Here is a 12,662-nt window from a genome sequence, read left to right on the forward strand (position 1 = left end):
GCGGGTGGCGAAGCGCGGCCATTGAGGATCGCAATCGGGGTCTCGCTCGACGAAGGGAACGCTGTCTGCCAGGGGGCCGCATCCGTCGACGAGTGTCAACGGTCGGGCAAGCGTCGTGCGAGGATCGCGCCGTGCGGTCGCGGCTTCGATTGCGCCACGACGCGGGTATGTGTCTCGATGACCTCGAAGCCTGCCGCGGCGAGCCGCTCGGCGAACGCGTCGGGCGACCAGCGCCATGCCCGCACGACAGCATGGTCGAAGTATTCGACGTTCGCGCCGACGAAGAACCCGGCGAGGAGGGTTCCGCCTGGTGTCAGGACGCGGGCGAACTCATCGAGCGCGCGGTCGATGGTGTCGGGATCGTGGTGGATCACTGAGTACCAGGCGAGCACCCCGCGGACGCTGCGTGATGCCAGTGGCAGCTCGTCGATGCTGCCCTCGAGGAACGGGATGCCGGGGTAACGGGCGCGGGCGTGCTCCAGGAACGCCGGCACCTGGTCGATCCCGCTCGCCTGAGCGCCGCGAGCGCTGAGGTATCCCGTCCAGTGGCCGGGCCCGCAGCCGGCATCCAGGATCGGTCCTGCGACCTGAGACGCCCAGTGCGAGACGAGTTGTACATCCGAGGGATGCACGCTCTCCATCGAGCCGAGGAGCGCGATGTACTCGTCCGCGCGGTGCGCGTACGACGCTGCGACGTTCACGTCCATCGTCCAGAGCCTACGTGCCCGATTCGCCACACTGGACTCAGGATCGCCATACGCGCGGTGCGCGAAGGGGGATCCCGTACGCGCATTCAGGGTCGCACGGCGCGAGCTCTTCCGCTCGCGAATCCACGCGCGCCTCGACGGTGTCGTGACCGCCGAGGTTGTGGAGTTGATCGCTTGGTGGCGGCCCTTTGTGAACGCTTTATGTCGCAACTCCGGGACAGAGCTGTCCTGTATCGCATGTGTTTAGAGACAGTTCGGTTATGAGACAGTGTGACGCAGCAGATCGCGCGCAAGTCGATCGGTCAGCGTGCAGCAAGCTGTGGCGTGATCGCTTCAAGTTCGGTGGCCGCACGGGGCGAGGGAGGGGAGGGTCACGGCGTCGATCAGTCCGAGGATCGCGGCGAGCTGCGTCACGACGCGATAGCCGCCGCAGCGAGCCATGAGGTCCCAGAGCGGAGCGAACCGGGCTTCGAGGCCGTCCACAGTTGAGCGCCCGCCGCGTTGGGCCGCACGTGTGAGGTCGCGCAAGGTGCCCTCCATGGTGATCAACATCCGAGAGAATACCGCAGCTCGTGACGACGTGGTCGAAGATCTCGACTACACAGGGGCCCCTGTCGTAGTCCTTTCAGACCAGGACCACTGGAGCGGCTTTCAACCCGACCAGATCGACCGACTTGTCAAACAAGCGATATTGCCATCTGATGCAAAGGCATGACAATCGAATCGGTGACAATTAGCTTGCCCACCTGTTGGGTTCCAGAGTCGGTTGCCCTCAGAGTCATGCCGCGGACTCGAAGCTTACGTCTTCACCTTCGGAATCCATCTGAGTCGGCCTCCAATGCGCGTTGACGCTTGTGGTCGCCGTGTAACGCTTCCTACATCTACGGACATTTCAGAGTATGAATGGCGAACTAGACGACGAGTCAGCGCTGTGGGCGCTCTCGCGCAAAGGCGATGAGGGGTCGTTCGCCCGATTGTTCGATTTGCACCGGAACCGGGTCTACCGCCACACCGTGTGGCACCTCGGCACACGCGAAGACGCGGAGGATGCTACCGCGGGGGCATTTCTTGAGCTGTGGCGGCTTCGAAACCGTGTGGTCCTCGTCGACGGGTCCGTGCTGCCGTGGTTGCTGGTGACGGCGACTAACGTCGCACGGAACCTTGGCCGCTCTCGCCGCCGGTACCGCGCGGTGCTGGATCGGCTCCCGCGGGAAGCCCCCACAGTCGACGAGGTGGAGGCGCTCTCCGTCGCACGCCTTGACGCGCAACGGAGACTATCGACCGTAGTCCCATCGCTGCGGGCGCTGTCGTCGTCCGATCATGCACTCCTGATGCTCACCGCCGTCGAAGGCATGCCCGTCGCGACTGCCGCGACTGCGGTTGGCTTGACACCCGGCGCGGCGAGGACGCGATTGCACCGCATCAAGTCCCGTCTCCGTGACCAGCTCGGATCGATTCCTTTGGAGGTGCCCGATGAGCTCCGCTCTTGAACTCAACTCTGCGTTCGGTGCCGCTCTCCGCGGCGAGCTCGTCGACTTCGTGCGGCTACCGCCGCGGCGCAGCCGACGGTGGAAGCTTACTGCCGCGACGTTCACGGGTGTCTTGATTCTCTCGGGCGTTGGTGTCGCGACTGCCGCAATCCTTGGACTGCCCGGTGCGCCGGTTGTGGTCGCGCTGAGCGAGGAGATGACCTTCACGGGAACCGGGCCCGCTGACACGCAACTTGGGGCTGTTCCGGACAACACAACAGACCTGGCAGTCGAGTTCAAGTGCACTACGCCCGGGGCGTTCACTATCGCAGACATAGCGATCACCTGCGATGGCAGCGATATTCAGTCTGCCACCACCTTCGACCTTCCGATCGCGGCCGTGCCAGGCGGTCGCCTCACCGTTCAAGTCAACCCACCGGACGGTGGGTGGGAGTTGCGCGCGGCGTACGTCAACAAGAACACGAGCCCGTGGGCGACCAATGAGAACGGCGACACCTACGGGGCCATCAACGATTTGGGGGCTCCGGACCTCGTTGCAGTGGAAGCGACCAATGGGAAGAACGGCTATGCGTACGCAACCGACATCGCCTACGCGGACGGTGACCCGAACGCACACGGCTTTGATTCCCCGGCGGACGCGCTCGAGTGGCAGAAGGAGATGCGCGGAACGACAGTGACTATTCCCGTATTCGAGTCGGACGGCACTACTCAGATCGGTGGTTTCGATATCACCCGGTAAAAATCTCCCATGGTGTCAACGCCTCTCGCAAACCCTTCAGCGAAAGGTTTGCTTTTGGTGAATAAAAGCCTGATCAGACCTGCAAAACGTCCCTTGCGGAACTTTCGATTCCGCTGCTACCGTCCGGTGACGGGCAAATTCGTCCTCACAGATCAGCGGAAGAGGAAACGATGGAATCAGCAGTTTCACCTCAATCAGCAGCTCGGCGCCGATTGGTGCTGGTAGCACTCATCATGGCGATGTTCGGCTTCGCCACCGCGTACGCTCCCGTTGCGGCCAACGCGGGCACAGCCTCCAGTAGCTACGGCTACTACACCGACGGTGGAGTGAGCTACCGAAACCAGGCCACGATCAGCACCTCAGCCGGAAAAGCTGTCGCCGGCACAACTGTCTGGGCCACAAGCGGCTCAGTGCCCGGCGGCTGGATCGGTCTCCGCGCACGCCTGTTCAGTGGGTCAACTCTCATTCAGGAGGGCGGGACGCAATACAACGGCGGGTCGGCGACTTCCATCGGGACCGGAACGACCAGGTACTCATCAGGCACTTGGAAAAGCTATGGGGTTACCTATGGCTGGAACGGATCCGGGTACAACGCGCACTATACCTTTCAAAGCCCCAACCAGACCTCTTAGGAGCAGATCATGACGCGAATCAGCAAAATCATCCTCACTGTCGGCGTCGCGCTCGGTGCACTCACCGTCGGATCGGTCGGGGGTGCAGCGGTCGCGCAGACCAGCGGAATACTCGCCCCGTGGGGAGTCACCACCGAAGATGGCGACGAGCAGACGATGCCGAAGCCGGACTACAACACAAACCATGCCGGGCAGACTTACGGGTCCGCTGCACTCGCACCGACCCCCGAACTCGAACCTGACCTGATTGAGGCGATGGCCACGAACGGCAAAATCGGCTACGTCATAAAGTCGGAGCTCGATATCGCTACCGGCGCAGCTGCGGTAGCCACGTTCAAGTCGCCGGAGGAAGCGCTCGCATGGCAAGAAGCACGGAGCGCGGAGCCGATCCCGGTCACTGTCTACGAGCAGGACGGGAGAACGGTCGTGGGGACATTTCTCGTAGACGGGCGTAAATAGCAAGGAGGCTTGCCTCCGGCGGCCGACTCGCGGTCGCCGGCGGCAAGCTCTCCTCTCTCCTGACACAGCAGAGCGGGACTGGTCAAAGTGCAGCAAGTTGGTCGGCATCGGAAACGCAGAGACTGACGCTGAAATCAAGGGATAAGTTCGCTCGATCCGCCCCGCGCAATACTGCGCCAACCTCACCGAAGAGCAGCGGACGCAGCTCGCCTACGACCTGGCGCACACCTCGATGTCCGACGTCGTCGACACTTCTGTCGAAGTCCTCAACACTCATGAGCGTCGGCCGATGTCACATGGCGGGGCAATTGTCCCGTATCCCATGGGTTATGAGGCAGATAGGTTACGAGACACCTCGACGAGCTGAAATCACGGACCGATTGAGGAAGTCCACAAAGCGCTGGGGAGTTGTTCGTTCCGGACCTTCCGACGTAATCGTGATCGACGCATCCAACGTCGAGAGCAGTTGTCCGGCGCTCCGCCGAATACCTACCACACGCGTTTCGGCGCGGTTAAGTTTCGGTGGGGGGTTTCGGCGGCTCACGCTTCGGCGTGTCGCGCACTTGATCATCATCGTCGGCGTGAGCGCCGGAATCGATCGTTTCCGGCAGGCTCTCGGAGCACAAGCCATGATCGGCCGATTATCGCTACCAATCGTCATCCGTCGTCCGAGCACTGGCGGTCGGCTGCCCGTTCGAAGTCTGGAACGGGTCGGTCTTGCGCGTCCTCGGCCGTCAGCGCGAGTCCGTTGCTTTCGATGTCGGCGATGAGCCAGTCCATTTCGAGGATCTCCCGGCGCTGCGCTTCACTGATTTCAACCGCAAGTTCGCAGACGCGGACATCCTGCAGCTGTGCTCGCTCGGATCGGGTGATCGCGAGCGAGTGATGCGGAATCATTGCGCGCATGTACGCGGTGTCGTCGACGGTGATCTGGCTGCGGTCGAGGGCGATGCCTCCTCCGAGGAGGAGAACGCTGACGATGATGACCGCAATGTTCGCTTTCCTGTGCTTGTACATGTTGAGCATCCAGGCCAGCATGACCAGCCCCATGGCGCCGCCCATAGTGAGCGCCATGAAGACGCGGCTTTCGCTGAAGCGTATGTGCCCCCATTCCCACACTCCAGCGAACATCGTCCAATACATCACGACCATGCCGGTGAGAATCATCGCCGCGAATCGCAAGTACATCGTCAGCGATCCGTGCTTTTTCGTCCCCGCTTGTCGTCCACTTGTTTCGTGCGTGTCCTTCGACATATGCCTCACCTGTTCGTCTCAGCTCGTTGCGCGGTAGCGCGATTGATGACGACGTGTGGCGCAAGAGCGCTCGCTAGTCTGCTTCGGCTCGGTCAACGGGCATCACTGGATTGATGCGGGTAGCGAAGAACTGCACGACGCCGTCGAGGTGGCTATTCAGAGCGTTGCGAGGAGCGCGGCGCAGGCGTCTTCGCATCGCCGGCAGGCCGCAGCACACACCGTGCAGTGTTCGTGCATCGTGTGCTTCTCGCACTCGTCGGCGCAGCTCGCGCATGCCGTGCGGCACGCTTCGAGGGTCGCGCGGGTGAGGTTGGCGTCGTACCCGGTGTGCCTGGACAGGATGCGTCCGGTGGTTTCGCAGAGGTCGGCGCAGTCCAGGTTCGTGCGGATGCACTTCGTCAGCTCGGCAACCATTTCCTCGCTCAGGCACGCGTCGGCGCATGCGGTGCATGATTGCGCGCACTCAACGCACGCCTCGATACACTCCACCAGCACCTTCCGGTCAGCCTGACCAAGGTCCTTCGGGTAGGTGCGGAGCATTTCCGCCGCGACAGTCATAGTGGCTCCTCTCGTCATTGTGGAGTCTTCAAACTACGACCGCACCTCGCTCCCGAGGACCCCGTTGAATACCCCGGGAGGGCATGGTAGTTCAGCGGCAGATCATCGTCGCAGCGATTGCTGTGCGGTGACGATTATTCCGTTTCTGCAGCGTGACTGGGTGGAGTTCGAAGGATCAGAGCCAGGGCGGCAATGACCATGATTACGGCGATGTCAAAGCTGGCGATCGTGTACGTCCACCAAGCGACGTCGGTCGATTGGGCATCATTGATCAGATGCGCGAGCGCGAGGGCTGGACCGCAGATCAAGAGCATATATCCAAGACGCACGAGCCTTCGATGCGTCCGCTCCGCGGGACTGCGAGGCGAAGGCGCGCCGGGTGAGGACGAGTGCACGGCCGCCAGATGGTGTAGCGGGTCGAAGGGTGATCTGGAGCCGGTGGGGGTCATCAGAAGATCGCTCCAATCGCGAGAAAACTAGCAGCGGCGAGGAGGACAACGGCGATCGTCGCCACGATGACGAACAACACGAGGTTCCGAAAGGGGTTCTTGGGCGCTTTCACGAGGAATCCTTGGGCACGGGCCGCGTTATTGGGCGGGACTCAGCACAGTGGTGCTGTCCGGTGAGACTTCAACGATGCCCCGGTCATCGACGAGGATGACGCGGTCGTCGATGACAGTGAGGGCTTGAACGGCGCCTTGGAGCGATTCGAGCTGATGCCAGGTTCCATTTTCATCCTCTGTCCACAGGACGCCATCGGTGCCTGCGCCGAGAAGAGTGCCGTCAGTGCGAGCCTCCAGCGCGTAGAGCACAGGTGTTCCGTCGACTGGAGTGAATGTGTTACCGCCGTCGCTGCTGAAGAGAACGCCTTCTTCGGCTGCAGCGTACAAACCGGATTCGGTGACCGCGAGATCAGCGGCGCCGAGGGACGCACGCTCCGTCCAGTTGTTTCCCTCGTCTGTGCTGGTGAGCAGGTTCACTTGGCTAGAGGGGACGCCGTAGAGGGTGCCGTCCGGGGCCGCGGTGAGGATGTGGAAGTCGGTGGTTCCGTTGAGAGCAATAGGCGACCAAGTGTTCCCGTAGTCGTCGCTGCGGATGATGCCGAGGTTGGGCGATCCGAGTTCGGCCGGGGTCTTTTCGCCGGGATGCCCGGAGGCGAACAGCGCGTCTCCCGAGACCGTGAATCCCATGGCGTCGAAGGCGTGACCGCCGATCGGGCCGGAGATATCCCCATCTGGTGTGAGAGTGAAGATTCCGTTGTGCGTGGCCACCAGCAGATCATCGCCCCGGGGATCTTGGGCGATGCCGTGGATGTGGTCGATGCGGGGAGCTGAGTCCGGGTTGCCGAGCGGTGTCGCGGTGCATCCGGTGGCGACAGCCGCCAGGACGGTCACAGTGACGGTTGCGAGAAGGAGTGAGCGTTTCATGATGGTTTCCGTTAGTGGCCTCAAGCGGGCCTGGCTTCACGACGCGCAACAAGAGCACGCCGACGTCTGACTGCTGCCGCAATGGGGCAGCACGGATGACAGGTCCGGGCGGGACGATCGGATACCGGCCCGCCCGGAGGATTCCTACAGCTGGCCGAGGAGTTCCTGCATCGTGGCGATCTCCGCCGTCTGGTCCTCGATCACCTGTTGCGCGAGCTCGAGGACGTCCGGGTTCTGCGCATCATCAAGCGCCGTCTGCGCCATGTCGACGGCACCTTCGTGGTGCACGATCATCTGCTCCAGGAACAGGCTGTTCGCCTCGACAGCATCCGCGCTCTCCAACATGGTCATGTCCTCTTCGGACATCATGCTGTCGTCACCGCCCATCGAACCGTGATCCATGCCTCCCATGGAGTCGGGGTCGTACTCCACACCCCAATCTTCGAGCCATCCGAGCATCTTGTCGATCTCGGGGCCCTGCGCCGCCTTGATCTGCTCGGCAAGTTCCACCACGCGTGCGTCGGCACCGTCTTTAGCTAGCAGCATGTCGGCCATCTCGATCGCCTGCTCGTGATGAGGGATCATCATCGTGACGAACATCTCGTCAGCCTCGTTCGCTGCCGAAGTCGACGACGACTGAGACGGGGAGGTGGATTCGCTGGACGGTGCCGTGCTGTTGTCAGCGCAGCCGGTGAGAACCAGTGCAAGGGTCAGTACACCCGTACTGACAGCAACGGGAATCTTCTTATTCATGGTTGTTCCTTCGATACGTCGTGTGAGGGTTCGCAAATGATGGCGCCAGACGGCGCCAGGAATCCGACCCATCAGGGTCGGCGGCGACTACTCAGGTGCGACTTATCGAAAGGAACGTCAGCGAGGGTGCCCGGGGAAGGATCCCGATCGCTTCCCACCTCACCAGGCTTACAGCACGGTGAGGGGGCAGCCGGTGACGCTGAATCAATATCGGAGGGAGGAGGAGAAGCAGACCGGCAAGCAACGCCAGCACGCACGCAATCAGCATCTCGTTGTGACCCTGCCCATGTCCGGTGTTCACATGACACGCACCCTCACACGCGGTGGACTCGCTCGCGACGGTTGACGCCGCTACGGTGGCGTGCTCCTCCCCGGCTGCGGAGTGGGTGAGTCCGACGGATCCGTGTCCCGCAGGTTCGGAGGTGAAGGTGTGCATCGCCAGCAAGCCGACGATAACCATCAGCGTGGCCCCGCCGAGCATCAACAACGCGCGCAACGACAACTGCGGACGTGCGCCACGAACTGCGACGTGCATACTCGGCCTCCTCCATTCCGTGCAGGATGCTAACACCACGATCTATGCGCCGCCCGCCCTGATCCTTCAGCGCCGCCATGTATATCCTAGTGCGGAATACCCACAGGGGGTATATCGTTAGGCATACCGACGCCGCACTCCGGTGTTTGAGAGAAAGAGGAACAAAACATGTCAGACTCCACTGGATCCTGCTGCAGCCGCAACAGCCACGGTTCCGTCGACGCCGAAGGACGCAAGGATCTCCTCACCCCGCCCGCGGAAGATCTCGCCGAATGTCCTGTGATGGTAGGCAGCACCGTCATCAAGGCGGATGCAGAAGCTGCTGGCCTGTACCGCGATTACGACGGCACCCGGTACTACTTCTGCTGCGCTGGATGCGGGCCCGCGTTCGACGCCGACCCGGCTAAGTACGCCACCGCTGCTGCCTGACACCGTTTCACGGTGCGGGGCACGCCAGACAAGTCAGCCCCACGGTTCTCAATTCCGAGGAGGATAGGCCCATGAGCCACTCGCGTAACGACGGCGCGGAGCACACCCACGCCCACCACGACCACGCGGCGTCGACCCCCGCAGTGACGACCGAAACTGACCACGATGCGCACGCGGGACATCAAGCAATGCCGCATGCACCGCAGTCAGACGCGGCCGCGCACAGTCACAGAGACCACGGAAGCGACAACGCGCCCTCCGGTCACAACACCCACGCTGGACACGGCGGTCATGCAGGCCATGGCGACCACGTCGGGCAGTTCCGTCGCCTGTTCTGGATTATGCTCGTCCTCGCCGTCCCCACGGTCGCGTTGTCGGGCATGTTCTCGATGATCCTCGGCTACACCCTCCCCGATATTCCGGGTCTGTCCTGGGTATCCCCGGTGCTGGGCACTGTCATGTACGCGTGGGGTGGAAAGCCGTTCCTCGTCGGTGCAGTCAGCGAGCTCCGCGCTCGCAAGCCCGGCATGATGCTGCTCATTGGCCTCGCGATCACCGTCGCGTTCGCCGCCTCCTGGGGCGCGACGCTCGGCGTGCTCCATCACGAACTCGACTTCTGGTGGGAGCTCGCCCTCCTCATCGTCATCATGCTTCTCGGGCACTGGATCGAGATGCGCTCCCTCGCCCAGACGACTTCCGCCCTGGACTCACTCGCCGCTCTTCTCCCCGATGAGGCAGAGCGCGTCGAGAATGACCAGGTCGTCACGGTCTCACCGACCGATCTCGTCGTCGGCGACGTCGTCATCGTACGGCCGGGTGGCAGCGTCCCCGCCGACGGGCGCATCGTCGACGGACGGGCCTCGATGGACGAGTCCATGGTCACGGGCGAGTCCCGCACCGTGGAACGCGGCAGCGGCGACCACGTCACAGCCGGCACCGTTGCCACCGATTCCGGGCTTCGCGTCGAGATCACCGCGACCGGCGACGACACGACCCTCGCCGGCATCCAACGTCTCGTCACCCAAGCGCAAAGCTCCTCGTCCCGCGCACAGCGGCTCGCGGACACCGCCGCCGGATGGCTGTTCTGGTTCGCCCTGGGTGCTGCGGCGATCACCGCGATCGTCTGGACGTTGGTCGGCTTGCCTGACGCGGCTGTCATCCGCACCATCACCGTCCTCGTCATCGCCTGCCCGCACGCGCTGGGCCTGGCCATCCCGCTGGTCGTCTCAATCGCCACCGAACGCGCCGCCCGGGGCGGCGTTCTCGTCAAAGACCGGCTCGCGCTCGAAAGCATGCGCACCATCGACACGGTCCTGTTCGACAAGACCGGCACCCTCACCAAGGGCGAGCCCGTCGTCTCCGAGATTTCCGTCGTCGACGGCACCGACCCCGACCAGATCCTCGCACTGGCCGCCGCCGCAGAAACTGATAGTGAGCACCCGCTCGCGAAGGCCATCGTGCGCGCAGCCGCCGACAAGCAGCTCACCATCCCGCGCAACGGCGACTTCACTTCCTCACCCGCTGTGGGCGTCACAGCGACCGTCGACGGGAAGATCATCCGAGTCGGTGGACCGCACCTGCTCACCGAGGAGAACGCCGACGAGCTCCCGGTCGCCGATCAGTGGCGGACGGATGGCGCGATCATCCTCCACGTCATCCAGGACGGCCGCGTCGTCGGCGCGTTGAAACTCGCCGACGAGGTGCGCTCGGAATCCCGGGAAGCCGTCGACGCCCTCCACGCACTCGACGTGCAAGTGGTGATGATTACCGGCGACGCGGAAGCCGTGGCGCAGGCCGTCGCCCAAGACCTCGGCATCGACCGCGTCTTCGCCGGAGTACGCCCGGAGGACAAGGCCGCCAAGGTCCAACAACTCCAGAACGAGGGCCGTAAGGTCGCAATGGTCGGCGACGGCGTCAACGACGCCCCTGCCCTCGCGCAGGCCGACGTTGGGCTGGCGATCGGTGCGGGCACAGATGTCGCGATCGCCTCTGCTGGTGTCATCCTCGCAAGCGACGATCCCCGCTCGGTGCTCTCCGTGATCGAACTGTCACGGGCTTCTTACCGGAAGATGAAGCAGAATCTCTGGTGGGCTGCCGGATACAACATCATCTCCGTCCCTCTCGCCGCCGGCGTCCTCGCCCCCATCGGATTCGTGCTCCCGATGTCGGTCGGAGCGATCCTCATGTCACTATCCACCATCGTCGTCGCCCTCAACGCACAACTGCTGCGCCGACTCGACCTCCGCCCCGACACCACGACCCGCGTCATCCTGAACCGCTGACCACAACCGCCGGAGATCCAGATGGCTGATACCACCGTCCCTACAACGTCCTGCAACCACACAGAGCACGGGTACATCACGGACAAAGCCCGCTACCTTGCTCGCCTCAAGCGCATCGAAGGACAATCACGCGGCATCCACCGCATGGTCGAGGACGAGAAGTACTGCATTGACATCCTCACTCAGATCTCCGCACTGACCAGCGCCCTGCAGAGCGTTGCCGTCGGGCTCCTCGAAGACCACCTGCGCCACTGTGTGGCAGATGCAGCTCGCGCCGGCAGCGACATCGCCGAAGAGAAGGTCCGGGAAGCGTCTCAGGCGATCGCCCGCCTCGTGCGCTGACTCGCGGCAGATTCGAAAGTGCCCGGACCGGTGAAGCGCAAGCAGTTCGATTCCTCGTGCGCATGCACTCGCGCCAGCTGTGTCGGCCTGCATGCGACGCGTCACCGCCCCCGCTCGACCTCTTCTTCCAGCTCGTGTCGGTTTAGTCGGGTCGGCGAGAACTGCCGGATGTCGACGAGCGCCGGCCGACGTGCAGGGTTCGTGTCGTCACTGAGCCACGTGACGACATCCGCCGTCGTCTCGTCGACGTTGGCACCGCCAATCCATACGGGCTCGTCCACGTCACTGTCGACCGGGATGATGACCACGGCATTCGAGTGCTCGCATGCGTCCAGGCACCGCGAAACCACTACTCGAGCTCACCCAGCTCAGCGACTTGACCGACGCCCTCGATGAGGCGACAGGCCGCTAGCGCCGAGGGTCGAATCCCCCCGGCTCTCGCCGAATACGCCTGCCGAAAGATCGTTACGGCGCACGTTTCTGGAAACCGAATCCCGGATTCGTGAGCTAGATAGCCGAAAACGATCGTTTTCGGTGGTAGCCCGGGCACGACATCAACAGCGAAGTCGAGGATGATTGAGTCGTGGAGATTGAGCTGCTTTATATCGCCGGTTGCCCCAGCTGGGTTGAGGCTGGCCGTCGTGTTTCTGAGGCGCTACGAGAAACAGGCCACGACGAATCGGAGGTTCACTACCGACTCATCCGGACGGAGGAGGACGCGGGCGCAGTCTCGTTCGCGGGCTCCCCCACGATCACCCTGGATGGCAACGATCTCTTTCCGGGGTCGGGGCGAAGCAATGACCTCGCCTGCCGTATTTACAGCACCCCTGCTGGGCTGGCCGGGATGCCAACGGTTGAACAGATTCGAGAGGCGCTCTCCGCTCATGGCGACTGACGAGGACGTTGCGTGCACGTGCTGCGGGCGACATCTGCCACGCAAGAAGCTGCACGCACTCGGAGACGATCGCGCTTTCATCTGTCGACGATGCGGCTGGTGGGTGGCTCTGCGCCTACATCGCGACCGCCCGCCTGCCTAAGCGTGAACTCACTCAACG

Annotated in this window: 18 protein-coding genes; 9 read left to right on the top strand and 9 right to left on the bottom strand. The window is 63.2% G+C overall.

Annotation, left to right across the window (positions count from 1 at the left end; genetic code table 11):
• Nucleotides 1–95 precede the first annotated feature (95 nt).
• Nucleotides 96–707: a class I SAM-dependent methyltransferase gene (locus WDU96_RS10805; RefSeq protein WP_337338530.1), complete on the bottom strand. Its 612-nt coding sequence runs from the start codon at nucleotides 705–707 to the stop codon at nucleotides 96–98.
• Between the two features lie 333 nt (nucleotides 708–1,040).
• Entirely contained in the window at nucleotides 1,041–1,259 is a 219-nt protein-coding gene (locus WDU96_RS10810; protein WP_337338531.1) for a hypothetical protein, read from the bottom strand.
• Between WDU96_RS10810 and WDU96_RS10815 the strand changes: the two genes are divergently transcribed.
• The 5 genes from WDU96_RS10815 (at nucleotide 1,246) to WDU96_RS10835 (ending at nucleotide 4,027) form a co-directional block, all read left to right on the top strand.
• Nucleotides 1,246–1,422 carry a thioredoxin domain-containing protein gene (locus WDU96_RS10815; protein ID WP_337338532.1) on the top strand — a complete coding sequence of 59 codons (177 nt, stop codon included), beginning with the start codon at nucleotides 1,246–1,248 and terminating at the stop codon, nucleotides 1,420–1,422. The genes WDU96_RS10810 and WDU96_RS10815 overlap by 14 nt on opposite strands.
• A gap of 184 nt (nucleotides 1,423–1,606) precedes the next feature.
• Nucleotides 1,607–2,197, top strand: coding sequence for an RNA polymerase sigma factor (locus WDU96_RS10820; RefSeq protein WP_337338533.1), 591 nt, complete (start codon nucleotides 1,607–1,609; stop codon nucleotides 2,195–2,197).
• On the top strand, nucleotides 2,181–2,936 hold the full coding sequence (locus tag WDU96_RS10825; protein ID WP_337338534.1) for a hypothetical protein: 756 nt from the start codon (nucleotides 2,181–2,183) through the stop codon (nucleotides 2,934–2,936). Before WDU96_RS10820 ends, WDU96_RS10825 begins: the two co-directional genes overlap by 17 nt.
• A 170-nt stretch (nucleotides 2,937–3,106) precedes the next feature.
• Nucleotides 3,107–3,568: a hypothetical protein gene (locus WDU96_RS10830; RefSeq protein ID WP_337338535.1), complete on the top strand. Its 462-nt coding sequence runs from the start codon at nucleotides 3,107–3,109 to the stop codon at nucleotides 3,566–3,568.
• A gap of 9 nt (nucleotides 3,569–3,577) precedes the next feature.
• Nucleotides 3,578–4,027: a hypothetical protein gene (locus tag WDU96_RS10835; RefSeq protein WP_337338536.1), complete on the top strand. Its 450-nt coding sequence runs from the start codon at nucleotides 3,578–3,580 to the stop codon at nucleotides 4,025–4,027.
• A gap of 657 nt (nucleotides 4,028–4,684) precedes the next feature.
• Here WDU96_RS10835 and WDU96_RS10840 read toward each other — a convergent pair.
• The 6 genes from WDU96_RS10840 to WDU96_RS10865 form a co-directional block, all read right to left on the bottom strand.
• The gene (locus WDU96_RS10840; protein ID WP_337338537.1) at nucleotides 4,685–5,281 is read right to left on the bottom strand and encodes a DUF305 domain-containing protein; all 597 of its coding nucleotides are present in this window, start codon (nucleotides 5,279–5,281) and stop codon (nucleotides 4,685–4,687) included.
• Nucleotides 5,282–5,437: 156 nt separating this feature from the next.
• Nucleotides 5,438–5,839, bottom strand: a complete 402-nt coding sequence (locus WDU96_RS10845; RefSeq protein ID WP_247963183.1) for a four-helix bundle copper-binding protein — start codon at nucleotides 5,837–5,839, stop codon at nucleotides 5,438–5,440.
• Between the two features lie 134 nt (nucleotides 5,840–5,973).
• The gene (locus WDU96_RS10850) at nucleotides 5,974–6,168 is read right to left on the bottom strand and encodes a hypothetical protein (protein WP_337338538.1); all 195 of its coding nucleotides are present in this window, start codon (nucleotides 6,166–6,168) and stop codon (nucleotides 5,974–5,976) included.
• 258 nt (nucleotides 6,169–6,426) lie between these two features.
• On the bottom strand, nucleotides 6,427–7,266 hold the full coding sequence (locus WDU96_RS10855) for a F510_1955 family glycosylhydrolase (RefSeq protein ID WP_029153981.1): 840 nt from the start codon (nucleotides 7,264–7,266) through the stop codon (nucleotides 6,427–6,429).
• 144 nt (nucleotides 7,267–7,410) lie between these two features.
• A complete protein-coding gene (locus WDU96_RS10860) occupies nucleotides 7,411–7,866 on the bottom strand; it encodes a DUF305 domain-containing protein (RefSeq protein ID WP_337338539.1) in 456 nt (151 codons plus the stop codon).
• A gap of 244 nt (nucleotides 7,867–8,110) precedes the next feature.
• Nucleotides 8,111–8,554, bottom strand: a complete 444-nt coding sequence (locus tag WDU96_RS10865; protein ID WP_029153946.1) for a DUF6153 family protein — start codon at nucleotides 8,552–8,554, stop codon at nucleotides 8,111–8,113.
• A 168-nt stretch (nucleotides 8,555–8,722) separates the two neighbouring features.
• Between WDU96_RS10865 and WDU96_RS10870 the strand changes: the two genes are divergently transcribed.
• From WDU96_RS10870 to WDU96_RS10880, 3 genes are all read left to right on the top strand, one after another.
• Nucleotides 8,723–8,983, top strand: a complete 261-nt coding sequence (locus WDU96_RS10870) for a YHS domain-containing protein (RefSeq protein ID WP_029153945.1) — start codon at nucleotides 8,723–8,725, stop codon at nucleotides 8,981–8,983.
• A gap of 71 nt (nucleotides 8,984–9,054) precedes the next feature.
• Complete coding sequence (locus tag WDU96_RS10875; protein ID WP_337338540.1) at nucleotides 9,055–11,265, top strand: heavy metal translocating P-type ATPase; 2,211 nt, start codon at nucleotides 9,055–9,057, stop codon at nucleotides 11,263–11,265.
• A gap of 21 nt (nucleotides 11,266–11,286) precedes the next feature.
• Nucleotides 11,287–11,607 carry a metal-sensitive transcriptional regulator gene (locus WDU96_RS10880; protein ID WP_029153943.1) on the top strand — a complete coding sequence of 107 codons (321 nt, stop codon included), beginning with the start codon at nucleotides 11,287–11,289 and terminating at the stop codon, nucleotides 11,605–11,607.
• Nucleotides 11,608–11,708: 101 nt separating this feature from the next.
• On the opposite strand, the gene WDU96_RS10885 is transcribed toward WDU96_RS10880, so the two are convergent.
• Nucleotides 11,709–11,915 carry a hypothetical protein gene (locus WDU96_RS10885; protein WP_337338541.1) on the bottom strand — a complete coding sequence of 69 codons (207 nt, stop codon included), beginning with the start codon at nucleotides 11,913–11,915 and terminating at the stop codon, nucleotides 11,709–11,711.
• A gap of 275 nt (nucleotides 11,916–12,190) precedes the next feature.
• Here WDU96_RS10885 and WDU96_RS10890 point away from each other — a divergent pair, with 275 nt between their 5' ends.
• Nucleotides 12,191–12,502, top strand: coding sequence for a hypothetical protein (locus WDU96_RS10890; RefSeq protein ID WP_029153956.1), 312 nt, complete (start codon nucleotides 12,191–12,193; stop codon nucleotides 12,500–12,502).
• The last annotated feature ends 160 nt before the right edge of the window (nucleotides 12,503–12,662 follow it).

The sequence above is a fragment of the Microbacterium marmarense genome (assembly GCF_037204165.1).
GTDB classification, from domain to species: domain Bacteria; phylum Actinomycetota; class Actinomycetes; order Actinomycetales; family Microbacteriaceae; genus Microbacterium; species Microbacterium marmarense.

Coding starts and splice junctions, on each gene's coding strand:
- WDU96_RS10880 (WP_029153943.1), top strand. CDS start 11,287: ATGGCTGATACCACCGTCCCTACAACGTCCTGCAACCACACAGAGCAC.
- WDU96_RS10825 (WP_337338534.1), top strand. CDS start 2,181: ATGAGCTCCGCTCTTGAACTCAACTCTGCGTTCGGTGCCGCTCTCCGC.
- WDU96_RS10865 (WP_029153946.1), bottom strand. CDS start 8,554: ATGCACGTCGCAGTTCGTGGCGCACGTCCGCAGTTGTCGTTGCGCGCG.
- WDU96_RS10870 (WP_029153945.1), top strand. CDS start 8,723: ATGTCAGACTCCACTGGATCCTGCTGCAGCCGCAACAGCCACGGTTCC.
- WDU96_RS10835 (WP_337338536.1), top strand. CDS start 3,578: ATGACGCGAATCAGCAAAATCATCCTCACTGTCGGCGTCGCGCTCGGT.
- WDU96_RS10830 (WP_337338535.1), top strand. CDS start 3,107: ATGGAATCAGCAGTTTCACCTCAATCAGCAGCTCGGCGCCGATTGGTG.
- WDU96_RS10855 (WP_029153981.1), bottom strand. CDS start 7,266: ATGAAACGCTCACTCCTTCTCGCAACCGTCACTGTGACCGTCCTGGCG.
- WDU96_RS10845 (WP_247963183.1), bottom strand. CDS start 5,839: ATGACTGTCGCGGCGGAAATGCTCCGCACCTACCCGAAGGACCTTGGT.
- WDU96_RS10805 (WP_337338530.1), bottom strand. CDS start 707: ATGGACGTGAACGTCGCAGCGTCGTACGCGCACCGCGCGGACGAGTAC.
- WDU96_RS10875 (WP_337338540.1), top strand. CDS start 9,055: ATGAGCCACTCGCGTAACGACGGCGCGGAGCACACCCACGCCCACCAC.
- WDU96_RS10840 (WP_337338537.1), bottom strand. CDS start 5,281: ATGTCGAAGGACACGCACGAAACAAGTGGACGACAAGCGGGGACGAAA.
- WDU96_RS10820 (WP_337338533.1), top strand. CDS start 1,607: ATGAATGGCGAACTAGACGACGAGTCAGCGCTGTGGGCGCTCTCGCGC.
- WDU96_RS10810 (WP_337338531.1), bottom strand. CDS start 1,259: ATGTTGATCACCATGGAGGGCACCTTGCGCGACCTCACACGTGCGGCC.
- WDU96_RS10860 (WP_337338539.1), bottom strand. CDS start 7,866: ATGTTCGTCACGATGATGATCCCTCATCACGAGCAGGCGATCGAGATG.
- WDU96_RS10815 (WP_337338532.1), top strand. CDS start 1,246: ATGGTGATCAACATCCGAGAGAATACCGCAGCTCGTGACGACGTGGTC.